The organism is Corynebacterium jamesii, assembly GCF_046097395.1.
Lineage (GTDB): Bacteria > Actinomycetota > Actinomycetes > Mycobacteriales > Mycobacteriaceae > Corynebacterium.
Window position 1 is genome coordinate 861,910 of sequence record NZ_CP175789.1, and the last position, 15,318, is coordinate 877,227.

Below are 15,318 nucleotides of genomic sequence, written 5' to 3' on the forward strand. Positions count from 1 at the left end.
AAAATCTGGAATATACCAAGAAAATTTGACCAGGATGCGAAAGACCGTATGGTCCGTCTTGTCGAGGACCGCATCTTGGCGGAAAATATGTCGATGCAAGCCGCGTGCCAGGCAGTTGCTCCAAAGGTAGGGGGGGTTCATGGCACACGGCTCGTCAATAGACCCCCCAGCAGGCCCGTCGTGCGGGAAACATCCCAGAACCTGTGTCTGAAGACTTGGTCGCGGAAAACGCGAGGCTACGCCGTGAAGATCAAGAGCTCCGTGACACTAATGAGCTGCTAAAGGCTGCCTCAGCTTTTTTCGCGTCGGAAATCGACCCAAAACATCGGAAATGATCCGGTTCATCGATGAATACCGGAATCGTTTCTCAGTCGAGTTCATCTGTAAGACACAGAATGTGGGATCATCACCTCTCGTGGCTACCGAGCAGCGAAAACACGAGCGCCGTCGGCGAGGAGTTTGTCGGATGCGCTGCTCATTCCTGAATTGGGAGGGTCTACGAGGACAACTTCAGCGTTTACGGGGTCCGCAAGATGTGGAAGGCTATGCAGCGCGCCGGCTGGAACATCGGTCGTGATCAGACTGCGCGTTTGATGAAGCAAGCTGGCATTCAAGGCCGCAGGCGTGGCCGCACACCGATGACAACGCTTCGGGCCAACGTGCCGGATGGCCGCCCTGACCTGGTCAACCGTGACTTCACTGCCTCCGCACCGCACCGGTTGTGGGTTGCTGACATCACCTATGTGCGCACCTTGTCTGGTTTTGCCTACACCGCGTTTATCACCGATGTGTACTCCAGGAAGATCGTCGGTGTGGCGACTCGGGCGAGCATGCGTACCGATGAACTTCCGCTGGAGGCCTTTGAGCACGCCCTGTATCACGCTGGTGATCTTCGCTCAGAAGGGCTTGTCCACCACAGTGACCGCGGCTCGCAATATGTGTCGATCCTTTTACGGTGAAGCGCTCGCCTTGGCGGGTGTCGATCCATCTGTCGGCACCGTTGGCGACTCCTATGACAACGCGTTGGCTGAAACGGTCAACGGGCTCTACAAAACAGAGCTGATTTATCCCCACCGGCCGTGGACATCGGTCGGTGAAGTCGAGATCGCTACCCTTCGCTGGGTGCACTGGTGGAACAACCAGCGACTTCATCAATCCCTGGGATATATCACTCCACAGGAGATGGAGGACGCCTACTATCAACGATCAGGCGCTCAAACGTTGGGCGTTAAATAAGCGGAACGAAAACCAGGACGCTTCAAGGGCTGGCCCACCACACTCACCCACCCTGATGGCACCAGCCTCACCGCCACCTACGACGGCGAAGGCAACCAACTGACCACCACCAACGAAACCGGAGCCACCACCACAACCACCTACACCGTCTTCGACAAACCAGCCACCACCACCGACGCCACCGGCGCGACCACCCACATCACCTACAACACCCAAATGCAACCCGTGGCCATCACCAACGCCGACGGCCACACCTGGACCTACACCTACAACCTCGACGGGAACATCACCCAACAAACCGACTACAACGGCATCGTCACCACCAACACCACCAGCCCCGACGGACTCACCACCAATGTGACCACCCCAGCGGGAACAACAACCACCACCTACAACCAACTAGGCCTTGCCACCAGCATTGAGGATGCCTCCGGCACCACACTGTTTGACTACGATCCCTTCGGCCGCCTGACCAGCATCACCAACCCGGCCGCCACCATCACCTACACCCGCGATACCTACGGCCGAGCCACCGCCGAAACCACACGCCTGGCCAGTGGCGAAGAAACCCGCCACACTATTGAGCTCTCCGCCACGGGCATGGTCACCGGCGAACACCTCACCCTACCCACCGACCACACCATCACCACCGGCTATGGACGCAATGCCGCTGGTGAGATCACCAGCAGCACCATCACCCAACACACCACCGCAACCACCGACGGTTCAGCCCTGCGCTTGCCTACCGATGACGCCGACACAGGCCGCCTGCTTGCCGAGCTGACCTACACCACCAACACCCGCGGCCACCGCGCCACCACCGCCATCAACAACCTGGTACGCACCATCAACATCGACACGCGTGGGCGCATCACCAGTGACCACACCAGCCTGTTGGATTCGGCAACACCTGGCGGGCTAGCCCCTGTTGCTGGTCGTGACTTCACCTGGCAAGCAGACTCCACCCTCACTGCCATCACCGACCAACTGCGTGGTACCACCAGCTTCACTGTCGACGCTATTGGCCGTGCTACCAGTGCGACCCGCACACCCCAACCAACCAACAGCAACCCCAGCAACCCCAGTGACCAGGGCGCCACCCCACCGCACACCACGACACACACTCCTGCACGAGCAGGCAGTGCTGCTACCACTGGGGTTTCCGCCCAGGAAAACTACTCCTTCACCCCGGCAGGTGTGCTGGCCTCTACTGCTGAAGGGGGCATCGACTACCACAACACCCTGCCGGTCAAAGTCGGCCGGACTACCTACACCTACGATAATGCAGGCCGTATCACCCGCACATCAACCAAACGCCTGGGTAAGAAACCGTTGGTGCATCACTTCTTCTACGCCACCGGTGAACAACCCATCGGCTTTAGCTCAAGTGATGCTCCAGGTGTTGGCTATCGCTACGTCTACGATGGTCTCGGCCGACGTGTCGCCAAAGACACGATCAACACCACCACCGGAGAAGTTGTCCACCGTGACGTGTTCACCCACACCGGTAACCAGCTGGCAGCCGTCACCACCACCGTCGATGCCACCGATCCGGCAGGTGTGGGTGAAGGCTTTGTGTGGACTACTGATCCTGCTACTGGTGAGACACACGGCCAGATCGCACTAACCAGTAGCACCAATGGCACCGGTGGCACTAGTGACACCAACGACACTCCGGCTAATCCTGCCGCTGGTTGGTCCCAGGCCCGGGTTGATGCGACGTTCTACGCCCTAGTGTGCGACCTAGCCGGTTCACCACAGGAACTGATCAACACCACCACCGGTGTTGTCGAGGGACACACCACCCAGACGTTGTATGGCAAGCGTACGTGGGCGGGTCGGTGTACCAGCCCATTGTTGTTTGCCGGTCAGTATGAGGATGTTGAATCCGGGTGGTCGTACAACCGCTTCCGCTACTACAACCCCACCCTGGGTGCCTACAACGCTCAAGACCCACTCGGGCTTGCCCCACGACTCGCATCAGCCCAGGGGTATGTTGACCACGCAGCATTCTGGGTTGATGTTCTCGGGTTGGCAAGCCACGTAGTCTCTACAAATGAACTACGTATCGCTGGGGTTCCCGAAACAGACATTCCACTCGTACGTGACTGGCTCAATGGCGTACCTACTCGCGATGCTGGGAAAGCCGGAGCTAAACCGTCGCTCTGGAACAGCTCAGACGCTGCCTTTTACACGTATGAAAATCCGATTACTGGACCGACTGCCTACTCTGGCATGACAAATGATCTTGCATCTCGAGCAAACAACCATGCAGATCGATTCAATGCACTAGGCGTTGAATCAAGAATGCAACCTGCATCAGTAGATGCCTCGAAGCTAAGCAATGGCGCAGATTCCTTTAACAGACGCCAGTGCCGTGCCTTTGAACAGCTCAGCATTGAGCACAATGGGCTTCACAATCTTTCTAATGCTAGAAATGAAATCGGTACCTCAACTACGAACCGTCAACGGATTAAAAATGGAGCCCTGACTTGGGCTCAGCATATGGTAGACAACGGTGCCATAATCTCTGATGCGCTTTAGGACGCAAGCTATGTCATACCTCTTAGAATCTGATCCTCAGAACAAAGCAATCCCTGTTAAAGCTCCCATAACGCTCTACCTACACCTAGAACGGGGGAGACTTTCTGTTTTGCGACATCAGCATGGGTATCTAAAACAACCCTGCTCCCTAATTTCTATCCCTAAGACAAAACAAAATCTAAAAGCTTTGGGTATACAGGGCGCCAAGCATGAAACTGACCAAGCGCAAGATTGGATTGTCCCTCCATTCAAGATAAACAACACTGTGTTTTCCAAAGGGTCAGCATTTACCTACTTCCCAAACGAATCAACAGACAAGATCGATGACCTTTCAAACGCAACAGTGGAGCTGGCTGAGGATGAGCAATTTCGACCTGACCTCGGACTTTTCATTCCGACAATTCTTCATTCAAATATTCCCGAAAACTGCCCGCCCAGGGAAATCGATAGAACTGATTGGAACCTAAAAAAATGGATTGACGGTCAATCCTATGAACAGGCAAGATCTAACGAGAGAAACTTAATTGCCGTACCGTGGGACATCGTCGGCCTAAGCCAGCTTGACCTCTGGCTTGAGCAATATAGATGCTGGGAGCTCAACCTTCCCGTTCCCAAAATCCCCCGCCCAATAAAGAATTTGAAGATAGCCTCAGCAAGCCCAAATCAAACTCCTCAGGGGCTCACTATTCAACATCAAGCCTTCGACGAATCTCATGGAGCTTTGGATGGAGAACATGAACTTCGTCTTGAAATAGTCGAAGGATCGGAAATAGACAGAATCATCGCGAAGCATGGCTTCACCGCGAATGGGTTCTTCCTTGACGGAATTCTCAAGCTTATTTCGCAAGATGAATCCGATCCTCTTGCATGGAAAAGCTCCCCAGATGGACAAGGGGCCTCATTCATCAGTGATCAGAAGACTATCAGCAGCTTACTACGGCTCGCAATCGTAAAGCTTTGCAATTTGAACGAGTTGGCATCTATCATGAAATACGCTAAATCCGTAGGGTTTGAACCGGAATTTTAATCATTGCCCCAATAGAGACCTTCGCGAATTAAAAATGCATAGTCTTGATACTTAGCCTTTCTTATTACCCTACCCTGGCGTTCTGAGCATTCCTTCTGAGAGCCATACTCTATATTCAATAGTTCTTGGACTGGGTCCGGGCTTCAACAAACTGACTCAACCCAAGCCCTTACGAAATGACTGAAACTTAGGTTAGTTCCAAAACCTATTCTACCAATATGGCGGTTTGATTATGCCATATAAGTATCGAGGTAGTCAGCTCAAATCCGGGTATGAAAATTTCGGAACCTTCGCTAACCTTTAGCCTTCCACTTAGGAGCCGTAACACCAAGCGAGGAGGTAGGTTTCCATCCTAGAATTAAACAAATCACAATTATCAGATACTTTGGCAGCCCAATGCAAAGCCCTTCATCGAAAGTCAACATGTGATGATCAACACTAAAGGAATTTTTATTTTCTGCGGGAGTATTTTTCGCTAGTTTTCATGTCGCAAAACCTACCCCAATTTCCCCATAGACATTCTGCTCTCATGGAGTTGAGGCACGCGACGAATCGTTTGGGCTCAAGGACTCTTGTGATCATTTGGAACGTCCACCGATCGTGCCAGCATCGACACATTGTCCCCTTGGTCAGGCAATGCCCTGGTATCAGTAGTCCAAATCCCTAGTTTTCTTGAGGATGATAACGGATTCTTTGTCCCGTCATTCTTAGAATTCAATATTTCCGGACCATGAGTGTTGACGTTGGCGCCAAAAGTAGCTCACATCTAGCTTCGGATTTCGCTAGCGAACGACTTCTTGCCAAATTTCAACGAACCGACTGAGGCTTTCAAGCCCATCCGCGCTTCACGATCGAGCATGGCGTCCGATCACTCCACCAGCAAGCTAACCGGATTCAAACCTTGTAGCCCATTGGCTGATACTCGTAGTGACGTCCAACATTCCCTGACGTCTTGCAATGCATTGACCATTCCATGACCAAAATGCACCATCAGTAACACCACTGCGGTTCGCAGGTCATTACGCGGATGCCGAATCCGGGTGGGCGTACAATCGCTTCCGCTACTACAACCCCACTCTTGGCGCCTACAACGCCCAAGCCCCACTCGGACTCGCCCCCAGGTTGGCCTCCGCACAAGGGTATGTCGACCACGCAGCATTCTGGGTCGATGTGCTTGGGTTGATGGCACACAGCAAAAGGAGAGATGTCCGAAGTCAAGTACTTTCAGAAATCGCTGAAATCAACAAGGCCGGCTCCGCAGCAAGCTCCGCTGTGAAAACGGCGTTATGGACCCCAGCCAGTTAAGAAAAGGCCATCCTGACACAAACCAATATATGGATTCAACGAGGCAGCCGCAGCCAATCGATATGATGCAATGAAGGGCTGGGAAAGGTCTCGCGGAAGCCCCGGACGAATATCCGTTTGCTGCCACCGCCCAAGGCGGCACAGGTTCCCACCCCAACGGCTTTTCGATTGCCGCTCAACGCTCTCAGGGAAGCCAATTCAAGTCATTTCTCACAACAAATAACGTTAAACGTGGAAATTGGATTCAAATCAATCCTATCTTGGACTAGAAGTGCTAAATAAATGATCTATCACGCTATGTTACAAGCCAGCGATTTTGTACTAGGATTTTGGGGATCTAACCCAGAGAATATGGGCGAACCAACTTGGAACAAATCATTCACCTTTGCGAACGCAACCAATGCATTCTTAATCGGGTCGCCCGACTCTTCATCAACCTTCAAGACTACAATTCTTATTGACGAACCTCGGTGTATAGAACACCCCGATTTCCACAAACAGCTTGACGTTGACGAACGAGGACTCTTGATTTCAGACATCGTAGAGCTCGATGGGAATAATCAAATCGAATTGAAAAGAGCAAACGTAGGACATTATCTTCCGATACCATGGACAGGAGACACAGACGTCCAAATTTATGTATTGGACTGGGTGAATGATGCAGATGGAAATCCAGCACCTCATCAAATTGAACTACGACCAAGCTCGCTTTGATGCAAGTGTCCTTACCACTTTGAGTTCCCAAAGTCGAGGATTTTTCCGGATACATTCCGTCCATTTATTCGACTAGGCTTGTCAGAGTACCCTTCGTACCTAGAACTGGTGTATTCCACCTCGCAGAACTCGATGGTAAGACCACCCTGTTCGCCGCCGTGGACACCATGCCCAAGGAAGCAGTCGGCGTCATAAAACAAGCAGGGCACACACCCAACGGCTACTTCCTCGACAACCTGGAAACCAATCAACCGGCCGGAACGGCGCTGCGTACCACTACCGCTACGATGACCACGGCCGTGTCACCGCCCAAGTCGGCACCGGTGGCATGTTCCCCAACATCCTCTACTGGGGCGACGACACCGGCGACGACGCACCCACCGGCGGCACCGTCTGCGTACTCATCGAAACCGCCGGCGACTTCACCGGAAACCCCCTAGACACCGGCGACAGCGTCGTTGACACCTACCTCGACCGCCTCCACCACCTCCCCCTCTACCAAGCCCTCCTCAACGGCGGACTCCACGAAGCAGGACTCACCGGCCGCGGCCGCACCACCAACCGCAACACCACCAACTGGACCATCCCCACCGACTGGCTGACCGACGACCTCCTCGGCGACATCCGCCCCACCGTCTACCGCGCCACCGCCTCCGGCGACGTCTGGCGCATCATCACCCCCGAAGGCGCAATCCAAGACACCACCTACACCAACCACCACCTCCCAGCCACCATCACCAACACAACCGGTGCCACCACCAGCTACACCTACGACGACAACGACCTCATCGTCAACACCACCTACCCCGACGGGACCACCACAACCATCGAACCCGGCACCTGGGGCATGCCCGTACGCATCACCGGCCGCGACGGACACACCACCGACTACCAAGTCGACGCCTTCGGCATGACCACCGCGGTCACCACCGCCGACGGAGCCACCACCTGCTACACCTACGACTACCGCGTCTCCGGCATCACCCCTGCCAGCATCACCACCCCCGATGGGGCGACCACCCACATCGACTGTGATAACGCCGGCCGCACCATCGCCATCACCGACCCCGCCGGCCGCCGCACCAGCCACACCCTCAACATCCAAGGACTTATCACCGACACCCTCGACCCAGACGGCAACACCACCCGTATCGACTACACCCCCGAAGGCTGGCCCACCACACTCACCCACCCCGATGGCACCACCCTCACCGCCACCTACGACGGCGAAGGCAACCAACTATCGTCAACGAATGAAGTGGGTGCGACGACCACAACCACCTACACCGTTTTCGACAAACCAGCCACCACCACCGACGCCACCGGTGCGACCACCCACATCACCTACAACACCCAAATGCAACCCGTGGCCATCACCAACGCCGACGGCCACACCTGGACCTACACCTACGACCTCGACGGGGACATCACCCAACAAACCGACTACAACGGTATTGTCACCACCAACACCACCAGCCCCGACGGACTCACCACCAATGTGACCACCCCAGCGGGAACAACAACCACCACCCGCAACCAGTTGGGACTGACCACCAGCGTTGAGGATGCCTCCGGCACCACACTGTTTGACTACGATCCCTTCGGCCGCCTGACCAGCATCACCAACCCGGCTGCCACCATCACCTACACCCGCGATACCTACGGCCGAGCCACCGCCGAAACCACACGCCTGGCCAGTGGCGAAGAAACCCGCCACACTATTGAGCTCTCCGCCACGGGCATGGTCACCGGCGAACACCTCACCCTACCCACCGCCGGCACCATCACCACCGGCTATGGACGCAATGCCGCTGGTGAGATCACCAGCAGCACCATCACCCAACACACCACCGCAACCACCGACGGTTCAGCCCTGCGCTTGCCTACCGATGACGCCGACACAGGCCGCCTGCTTGCCGAGCTGACCTACACCACCAACACCCGCGGCCACCGCGCCACCACCGCCATCAACAACCTGGTACGCACCATCAACATCGACGCCCGTGGGCGCATCACCGGTGACCACACCAGCCTGTTGGATTCGGCAACACCTGGCGGGCTAGCCCCTGTTGCTGGTCGTGACTTCACCTGGCAAGCAGACTCCACCCTCACTGCCATCACCGACCAACTGCGTGGTACCACCAGCTTCACTGTCGACGCTATTGGCCGTGCTACCAGTGCGACCCGCACACCCCAACCAACCAACAGCAACCCCAGCAACCCCAGTGACCAGGGCGCCACCCCACCGCACACCACGACACACACTCCTGCACGAGCAGGCAGTGCTGCTACCACTGGGGTTTCCGCCCAGGAAAACTACTCCTTCACCCCGGCAGGTGTGCTGGCCTCTACTGCTGAAGGGGGCATCGACTACCACAACACCCTGCCGGTCAAAGTCGGCCGGACTACCTACACCTACGATAATGCAGGCCGTATCACCCGCACATCAACCAAACGCCTGGGTAAGAAACCGTTGGTGCATCACTTCTTCTACGCCACCGGTGAACAACCCATCGGCTTTAGCTCAAGTGATGCTCCAGGTGTTGGCTATCGCTACGTCTACGATGGTCTCGGCCGACGTGTCGCCAAAGACACGATCAACACCACCACCGGAGAAGTTGTCCACCGTGACGTGTTCACCCACACCGGTAACCAGCTGGCAGCCGTCACCACCACCGTCGATGCCACCGATCCGGCAGGTGTGGGTGAAGGCTTTGTGTGGACTACTGATCCTGCTACTGGTGAGACACACGGCCAGATCGCACTAACCAATGGCACCAGTGGCACCGGTGGCACCAACGGCACTCCGGTGAACCCTGCGGCTGGTTGGTCGCAGGCCCGGGTTGATGCGACGTTCTACGCCCTGGTGTGCGACCTAGCCGGTGCACCTCAGGAACTGATCAACACCACCACCGGTGTTGTCGAGGGACACACCACCCAGACGTTGTATGGCAAGCGTACGTGGGCGGGTCGGTGTACCAGCCCATTGTTGTTTGCGGGCCAGTACGAGGATGCGGAATCCGGGTGGGCGTACAACCGGTTCCGCTACTACAACCCCACCCTGGGTGCCTACAACGCCCAAGACCCACTCGGACTCGCACCACGACTAGCCTCAGCACAAGGCTACGTCGACCACGCAGCATTCTGGGTCGACATCTTCGGCTTAATGTCGCATATTTCCGCGAACAAGGCCGCCGGAGAAAAATTCGAGGCAAACGCGGAATCAATCATCCGTGAAAAAATGGGTGAAGAAAACTGGGCGAAGCAGGTCACCACCCGCGTAAATCTTGGAGAAGGAGAGTGGAAGAATAGCCGCGCTGACTTCATTATCAGGGGCAACAAAGAGCAATTCCACTTCGTTGAAATCAAGAGTGGCAATGCTAAGCTCACAGAGGGTCAACAGCTTGTCCAAAACGAACTAGCCAAGGACGGAGGAGCCGTCGAAATGCGCTCAGCAGCTCAACGAAAGGTAGACGGTCTCGGAGAAGACCCTGGAAACTTGTTGCAGGGCCAATTCCATACCTTCTATATGGACAACCCTAGCGATGTGGCTAAGCTGGGTAATCTTCTCGACAGGATCGCATAGAAAAGGAACACTAAATATGGCAGCACCGAAACTCTTTACTGACGCCGACGCATGGTTCGCCGACAGAGGCTACACCAGGGAAAAATCCAAGGAACCAACATGGAGCAAACGACTCAAACCCCACTTGGAAATCAATATTAGCGGCGACCCCATAAAACTATCCTCAGGCCTCTACAACACCGGGTTCATCTACACAGCACGCTTTCCCCAACTCGCAAAGCTACATTCATCCCTTCATCTACCCAACTCAAAAATGGGCAAACCCGTTGGAAAGAGGAAGGGAAGCGCACTAAAACCTTCACGATTCACTGACGCGTATAGCCATGGTTATGAGCCTTTCGAACCATCCGGATCCGGCCCCAATTGGGAGGCATTCTTTAAGCAATTCGGCGCAGCCCTGCCCAAAATTGAAGCTGAACTCACTGACGAGCCTGACTTCCGCCACAACATAGAAACAGGACAGTACTGGCAAGTAAGTAATTTCCGCTTCTCAGAGATGCTTATCCTCCTGTACTTCAAGGAATGGGACAAAGCACAACACATGCTGGACACCACCGACTGGCGAAAAGTCATCAACCCCCAAAACATTGCCGACATGCCCAACAAACCCACCACAGACGAAGACGTCCGCAACGTCACCGAACAACTAGCCAACTACATCAACACCCACAGAAACAACTCCTAACCCATGAGCTACGACATCCTCATCATCGATCCCACCACCGTCCCAACCACCACCCATCAAGAATTCATGGACTGGTACAACAAAGCCACCCAATGGGACCAACCACGCAACTACTCCACCACCACCGGCTCCACCCCAGCCATCACCAACTGCTACACCCAACTAGCAGCACACTTCCCCGACATCAACAGCGACATTGACTTCGAAGACGACGAAGCAGAAGAACCCACCACCGAATACACCATCGGCGACGACTTCCTCTACACCGCCTTCGACTGGGACGATGCCGAAGAAGGCCACAACACAGCACACACCATCGCCACCCAACTAGGCCTAGCCTTTGTTGATGTCAGTGACACCACCACCATCCACTTCCCCGACGGCAGCACACTCACCCACTAACCAACTGCCGGCCACAACAATCTCCTACATCAAAGCCCGAGGACAAAACACGTCACTCGGGCATTCCCGCAGACACCCCAAAAACCCTGAAAGCAAGCCCACTTCAATGAGGTAGCCTCAAGTGTGAAGATGCTCCTCATGAAGGATGCGCTAGGCGTCGAACACAAAAATAGTTAACACCCCACGCCCACTTCTACTACGCCACCGGTGAACAACCCATCGGCTTTACCTCAAGTGATGCTCCCGGTGTTGGCTACCGCTACACCTACGACGGTCTCGGCAGGCGTGAAGTGTCCCGGGTTTTGTTCCTAGGCTTGTGCCTTGATTTCCATTATTTCTCGACTGGGGTGGTGTTCCCAAAATTCGGTTTCGACTTCAGCCGGCGTGCGGTAGCCCAGGCTCTGGTGGAGCCTTGACTCGTTCCACCAATTCACCCACTCAAACGTCGCGATTTCCACGTCGACGACATCGACCCACGTTCGCCTATGAATCAGCTCATTCTTGTAGGAGCCGTTGACGTTCTCAGCCAAAGCATTGTCATAGGAGTCGCCCACCGTCCCAGTGGACGCTGCGATACCGTGCTCAGCCAAGCGCTCGTTGTAGACGATGCTCACATATTGTGAGCCGTGGTCTGAATGGTGAATCAAGCCCGTTGTTTCCTTAGCGCACACGATTGCCTGGTTCAACGCCTGCAGCGGCAAGGCTGCGGTGCGCATCGAATCGGACAGCGCCCATCCGACGATCCTCCGGGAGAATACATCGGTCACGAACGCGGTGTACACAAAGCCTTTTCGGGTGCGCACGTAGGTAATGTCCGCCACCCACAGCCGATTAGGGCCAGGGGCCTTAAACTCACGTTTTACCAAGTCAGGGCGATGATCCGGACCCTTGGGTTTGCGCGTTGTGATTGGAGCCCCACCTTTGCCCTTGCCGGACAGTCCAGCACTGCGCATCAGCCGGGCTGTTTGCTCGCGTCCAATGTCAATGCCCTGGCGGCGCAGCACGCGCCACATTTTGCGAATCCCGTAGACACCGTAGTTTTGTTTATGAACTTCGGTAATGCGCTCTACTAGAGCAGCGTCGCGAAAAGCGCGGGAGCTTAAGCCCCGGGCCTTGGATTGGCGGTATCCACGCGAGCTAAGAAAACCGCCTTCGCGATGCGTGTTTAACGTCTGGCAGATGAACTCGACTGAGAAACGATTCCGATGCTCATCGATGAATCGGATCATTTCCGACGTTTTGGGTCGAGTTCGGATGCGAAAAAAGCTGAGGCGGCTTTCAACAACTCATTGGTGTCCCGCAGCTCTTGATTCTCTCGACGCAACCGTGCGTTTTCTGCAGCAAGGTCCTCGGGCATTGATTCCACAACACGTCCTTCGCGACGAGCGGCCTGCGTCCATTGCCTCGCCGTGTGCCACGAGACGCCCAGCTTTGGGGCTACTGCCTGGCACGCGGCTTGCATCGACATATTTTCCGCCAAGATGCGGTCTTCCACGAGACGGACCACACGGTCCTTGGCATCCTGGTCAAATTTTCTTGGCATGTTCCAGATTTTCCCATCTACTCAAACGGAACAAAACCTGGGACACTTCAGGCGTGTCGCCAAAGAAACCATCAACACCACTACTGGTGCCATCGACGGACGAGCCACACAAACCCTCTACGGCACACGCACCTGGGCCGGAACACACACCAGCCCACTACTATTCGCAGGACAATACAAAGATGCCGAATCAGGGTGGGCGTACAACCGCTTCCGCTACTACAACCCCACCCTTGGCGCCTACAACGCCCAAGACCCACTCGGACTCGCCCCACGACTAGCCTCAGCACAAGGCTACGTAGACCACGCAGCATTCTGGGTAGACGTCCTCGGGTTAATGGCGCATGGTCTCAAGAATTCAGATGACCCGCTACAACATCAAGTCAATCAACTTCACGAGACGATGTCTTCAAAACGCTCAGGGAGGAGTCACACTCGCGATCGGACAAGGCGAAGACAGTGCAGGTCGAGTGCACAGTGTAGTAGCTTCAAGCGAACGTACTGGAGCTGACGGCACTCCATATTTCAGACCTGAGGTTCGGCAAGCATTAGAAAATCAAGAATTTGCAAATCTCACTCCAGCTACGGTGGAAGGTTCTGTCCGTCAGCATGCCGAGGTAAACGCGCAACAGGCTCTAGATAGAATTGGAGCTTCAAAGAATCAACGCATCGCTGCCTCGAGACCTGTTTGTCAATCTTGCCAAGAGACTGTCTTCACTGAGAATGCTGTCGATAGGATTGTTTCTTCGCCGACCCCGTTCAAATAGAGAAGTAGAAAAATGACATTCAATAACCTACACCACAAGTTTGATCACCTAATTGAAAAAATTCTTCAAACTTGCACACAAACTGATGTCCGAACGTTTCTTTACTCGAATGCGAAAACGTTCGTAGATCGCTATTCTGATCTCTATTCACAGGAATTTACGCAAAAATTCAATAGTGACAATTTGGAAGGCGTCAGTGAAATTGCGATTCAAGAACGAGACCGTATAGACCAGAAATCGAATTCTGAAGAGCTCACTAATGAATCAGATGCGCTACTAGATCGCCTTGAATTAGCGGGAATAGCAACCGAGATGGCGAGTTATTTGGATTCAAGCCCCCTCAATTCCAACGATTTTTTCAACTACGTCTACTGCTGGGGAGTATTTGAAGACGATAAGTCTATTATCGAAAAACTGAACACCCTAGCTACAAAGCCTTAACCGCCAAAGACCCTTGTCAATAGCCGGTGGTACATCGAAACATCCTCAGGATTTGTAGAAGGAACAATCCTCGAACGGCTCGTGGAATGCGCATCAACACCAGGTAGAACCACCGTATCCTGAGGCAAATCCTCCGCCGATGCCCCACCTTGACTACAGTCACCCTATTGGACTGCGCCAACTCCGTCAGATGGTAGCCAGGCTGATACAACCAACCATTCCGATCGTGATGACGATCCGCCACCAGCACCACATGATGAAGTGCTCCGAGTTTTGTTCCTAGGCATTTGCCTTGATTTCTATTATTGCTAGCGGCGGGTGCTGCTCCCAAAATTCGATTTCCACCTCGACAACGTCATTCCACCTGCGAGTATGGATCAGCTCGTTCTTGTAGGAACCATTAACGTTTTCAGCCAGAGCATTGTCATAGGAATCCCCGACAGTTCCGGTGGAAGCGGCAATCCCATGCTGAGCAAGACGCTCGTTGTAGACAACGCTGACATACTGTGAGCCGTAATCCGAATGGTGAATGAGACCTGTTGTTTCTTCAGCACACACGATCGCCTGATTGAGAGCTTGCAGCGGCAACGCTTCGGTGCGCATGGAATCTGATAACGCCCACCCAACGATCCGTCGGGAGTAAACATCGGTAACAAACGCGGCATACACAAAGCCTTTCTTCGTGCGCACATACGTGATGTCAGCCACCCACAGTTTGTTCGGGCCTTGGACTGGCGAAAACCACGCGAGGTGATGAACCCACCAGCTCGGTTATTCTTCAACGTCTTACAGATAAACTCGACAGAGAAACGATTCCGGTATTCATCGACGAACCGGATCATTTCCGACGTTTTGGGTCGAGTGCCTGGCACACGGCGTGCATCGACATGTTTTCCGCCAAGATGCGGTCCTCGACAAGACGGACCACACGGTCCTTCGCATCCTGGTCAAACTGTCTTGGCATATTCCAGGTTTTCCCATCTACTAAAACGTAACAAAACCTGGGACACTTCAAAGCAGCGGATTGAGAACGACAGAATCCTAACCAAATTGGAAGTTTCGGTTGCA

Annotated in this window: 11 protein-coding genes and 3 pseudogenes; 11 read left to right on the forward strand and 3 right to left on the reverse strand. The window is 54.4% G+C overall.

The window, feature by feature from the left end:
* Positions 1–12: 12 nt before the first annotated feature.
* The 9 genes and pseudogenes from ACKFRT_RS03925 to ACKFRT_RS03965 all read left to right on the forward strand — a co-directional run bounded on the left by ACKFRT_RS03925 (position 13) and on the right by ACKFRT_RS03965 (position 11,499).
* Positions 13–1,236 (forward strand): annotated as a pseudogene (locus tag ACKFRT_RS03925) (IS3 family transposase).
* 225 nt (positions 1,237–1,461) lie between these two features.
* Complete coding sequence (locus ACKFRT_RS03930) at positions 1,462–3,780, forward strand: RHS repeat-associated core domain-containing protein (RefSeq protein ID WP_408925817.1); 2,319 nt, start codon at positions 1,462–1,464, stop codon at positions 3,778–3,780.
* A 10-nt stretch (positions 3,781–3,790) separates the two neighbouring features.
* On the forward strand, positions 3,791–4,807 hold the full coding sequence (locus tag ACKFRT_RS03935) for a hypothetical protein (protein ID WP_155269874.1): 1,017 nt from the start codon (positions 3,791–3,793) through the stop codon (positions 4,805–4,807).
* Positions 4,808–5,809: 1,002 nt separating this feature from the next.
* The gene (locus ACKFRT_RS03940; RefSeq protein ID WP_080716049.1) at positions 5,810–6,112 is read left to right on the forward strand and encodes an RHS repeat-associated core domain-containing protein; all 303 of its coding nucleotides are present in this window, start codon (positions 5,810–5,812) and stop codon (positions 6,110–6,112) included.
* A 101-nt stretch (positions 6,113–6,213) separates the two neighbouring features.
* Positions 6,214–6,381, forward strand: a pseudogene (locus ACKFRT_RS03945) (NucA/NucB deoxyribonuclease domain-containing protein); the annotation flags it as partial.
* 13 nt (positions 6,382–6,394) lie between these two features.
* Positions 6,395–6,826, forward strand: coding sequence for a hypothetical protein (locus tag ACKFRT_RS03950; RefSeq protein WP_155269875.1), 432 nt, complete (start codon positions 6,395–6,397; stop codon positions 6,824–6,826).
* A 328-nt stretch (positions 6,827–7,154) separates the two neighbouring features.
* On the forward strand, positions 7,155–10,412 hold the full coding sequence (locus tag ACKFRT_RS03955; protein WP_408925818.1) for an RHS repeat-associated core domain-containing protein: 3,258 nt from the start codon (positions 7,155–7,157) through the stop codon (positions 10,410–10,412).
* A gap of 16 nt (positions 10,413–10,428) precedes the next feature.
* Positions 10,429–11,097 (forward strand): hypothetical protein, encoded by a 669-nt coding sequence (locus tag ACKFRT_RS03960; RefSeq protein ID WP_239202837.1) that lies wholly within the window; start codon positions 10,429–10,431, stop codon positions 11,095–11,097.
* A gap of 3 nt (positions 11,098–11,100) precedes the next feature.
* The gene (locus ACKFRT_RS03965; RefSeq protein WP_408925819.1) at positions 11,101–11,499 is read left to right on the forward strand and encodes a hypothetical protein; all 399 of its coding nucleotides are present in this window, start codon (positions 11,101–11,103) and stop codon (positions 11,497–11,499) included.
* 308 nt (positions 11,500–11,807) lie between these two features.
* Here ACKFRT_RS03965 and ACKFRT_RS03970 read toward each other — a convergent pair.
* Positions 11,808–13,042 (reverse strand): IS3 family transposase gene (locus ACKFRT_RS03970; RefSeq protein WP_408925820.1). Its coding sequence is split into 2 segments (ribosomal slippage): positions 11,808–12,751 and positions 12,751–13,042, totalling 1,236 coding nucleotides; the frame shifts between segments, so codons are not numbered across the junction.
* Here ACKFRT_RS03970 and ACKFRT_RS03975 point away from each other — a divergent pair.
* Complete coding sequence (locus tag ACKFRT_RS03975; protein WP_408925821.1) at positions 13,041–13,553, forward strand: RHS repeat-associated core domain-containing protein; 513 nt, start codon at positions 13,041–13,043, stop codon at positions 13,551–13,553. The two genes, ACKFRT_RS03970 and ACKFRT_RS03975, sit on opposite strands and share 2 nt — an antisense overlap.
* Positions 13,554–13,821: 268 nt before the next feature.
* Positions 13,822–14,250: a hypothetical protein gene (locus ACKFRT_RS03980; protein WP_408925822.1), complete on the forward strand. Its 429-nt coding sequence runs from the start codon at positions 13,822–13,824 to the stop codon at positions 14,248–14,250.
* Positions 14,251–14,586: 336 nt separating this feature from the next.
* Here the strand turns inward: ACKFRT_RS03980 and ACKFRT_RS03985 are convergent.
* Together ACKFRT_RS03985 and ACKFRT_RS03990 are read right to left on the reverse strand one after the other, a co-directional pair.
* Positions 14,587–14,979 (reverse strand): annotated as a pseudogene (locus ACKFRT_RS03985) (transposase); the annotation flags it as partial.
* Between the two features lie 109 nt (positions 14,980–15,088).
* Entirely contained in the window at positions 15,089–15,214 is a 126-nt protein-coding gene (locus ACKFRT_RS03990) for a hypothetical protein (protein ID WP_408925823.1), read from the reverse strand.
* Positions 15,215–15,318 lie beyond the last annotated feature (104 nt).

Bases quoted from the DNA above. Each gene is read 5' to 3' on its own strand.
- ACKFRT_RS03935 (WP_155269874.1), top strand. From the start codon at position 3,791: ATGTCATACCTCTTAGAATCTGATCCTCAGAACAAAGCAATCCCTGTT.
- ACKFRT_RS03950 (WP_155269875.1), top strand. From the start codon at position 6,395: ATGATCTATCACGCTATGTTACAAGCCAGCGATTTTGTACTAGGATTT.
- ACKFRT_RS03955 (WP_408925818.1), top strand. From the start codon at position 7,155: ATGTTCCCCAACATCCTCTACTGGGGCGACGACACCGGCGACGACGCA.
- ACKFRT_RS03960 (WP_239202837.1), top strand. From the start codon at position 10,429: ATGGCAGCACCGAAACTCTTTACTGACGCCGACGCATGGTTCGCCGAC.
- ACKFRT_RS03965 (WP_408925819.1), top strand. From the start codon at position 11,101: ATGAGCTACGACATCCTCATCATCGATCCCACCACCGTCCCAACCACC.
- ACKFRT_RS03975 (WP_408925821.1), top strand. From the start codon at position 13,041: ATGTTCCAGATTTTCCCATCTACTCAAACGGAACAAAACCTGGGACAC.
- ACKFRT_RS03980 (WP_408925822.1), top strand. From the start codon at position 13,822: ATGACATTCAATAACCTACACCACAAGTTTGATCACCTAATTGAAAAA.
- ACKFRT_RS03990 (WP_408925823.1), bottom strand. From the start codon at position 15,214: ATGCCAAGACAGTTTGACCAGGATGCGAAGGACCGTGTGGTCCGTCTT.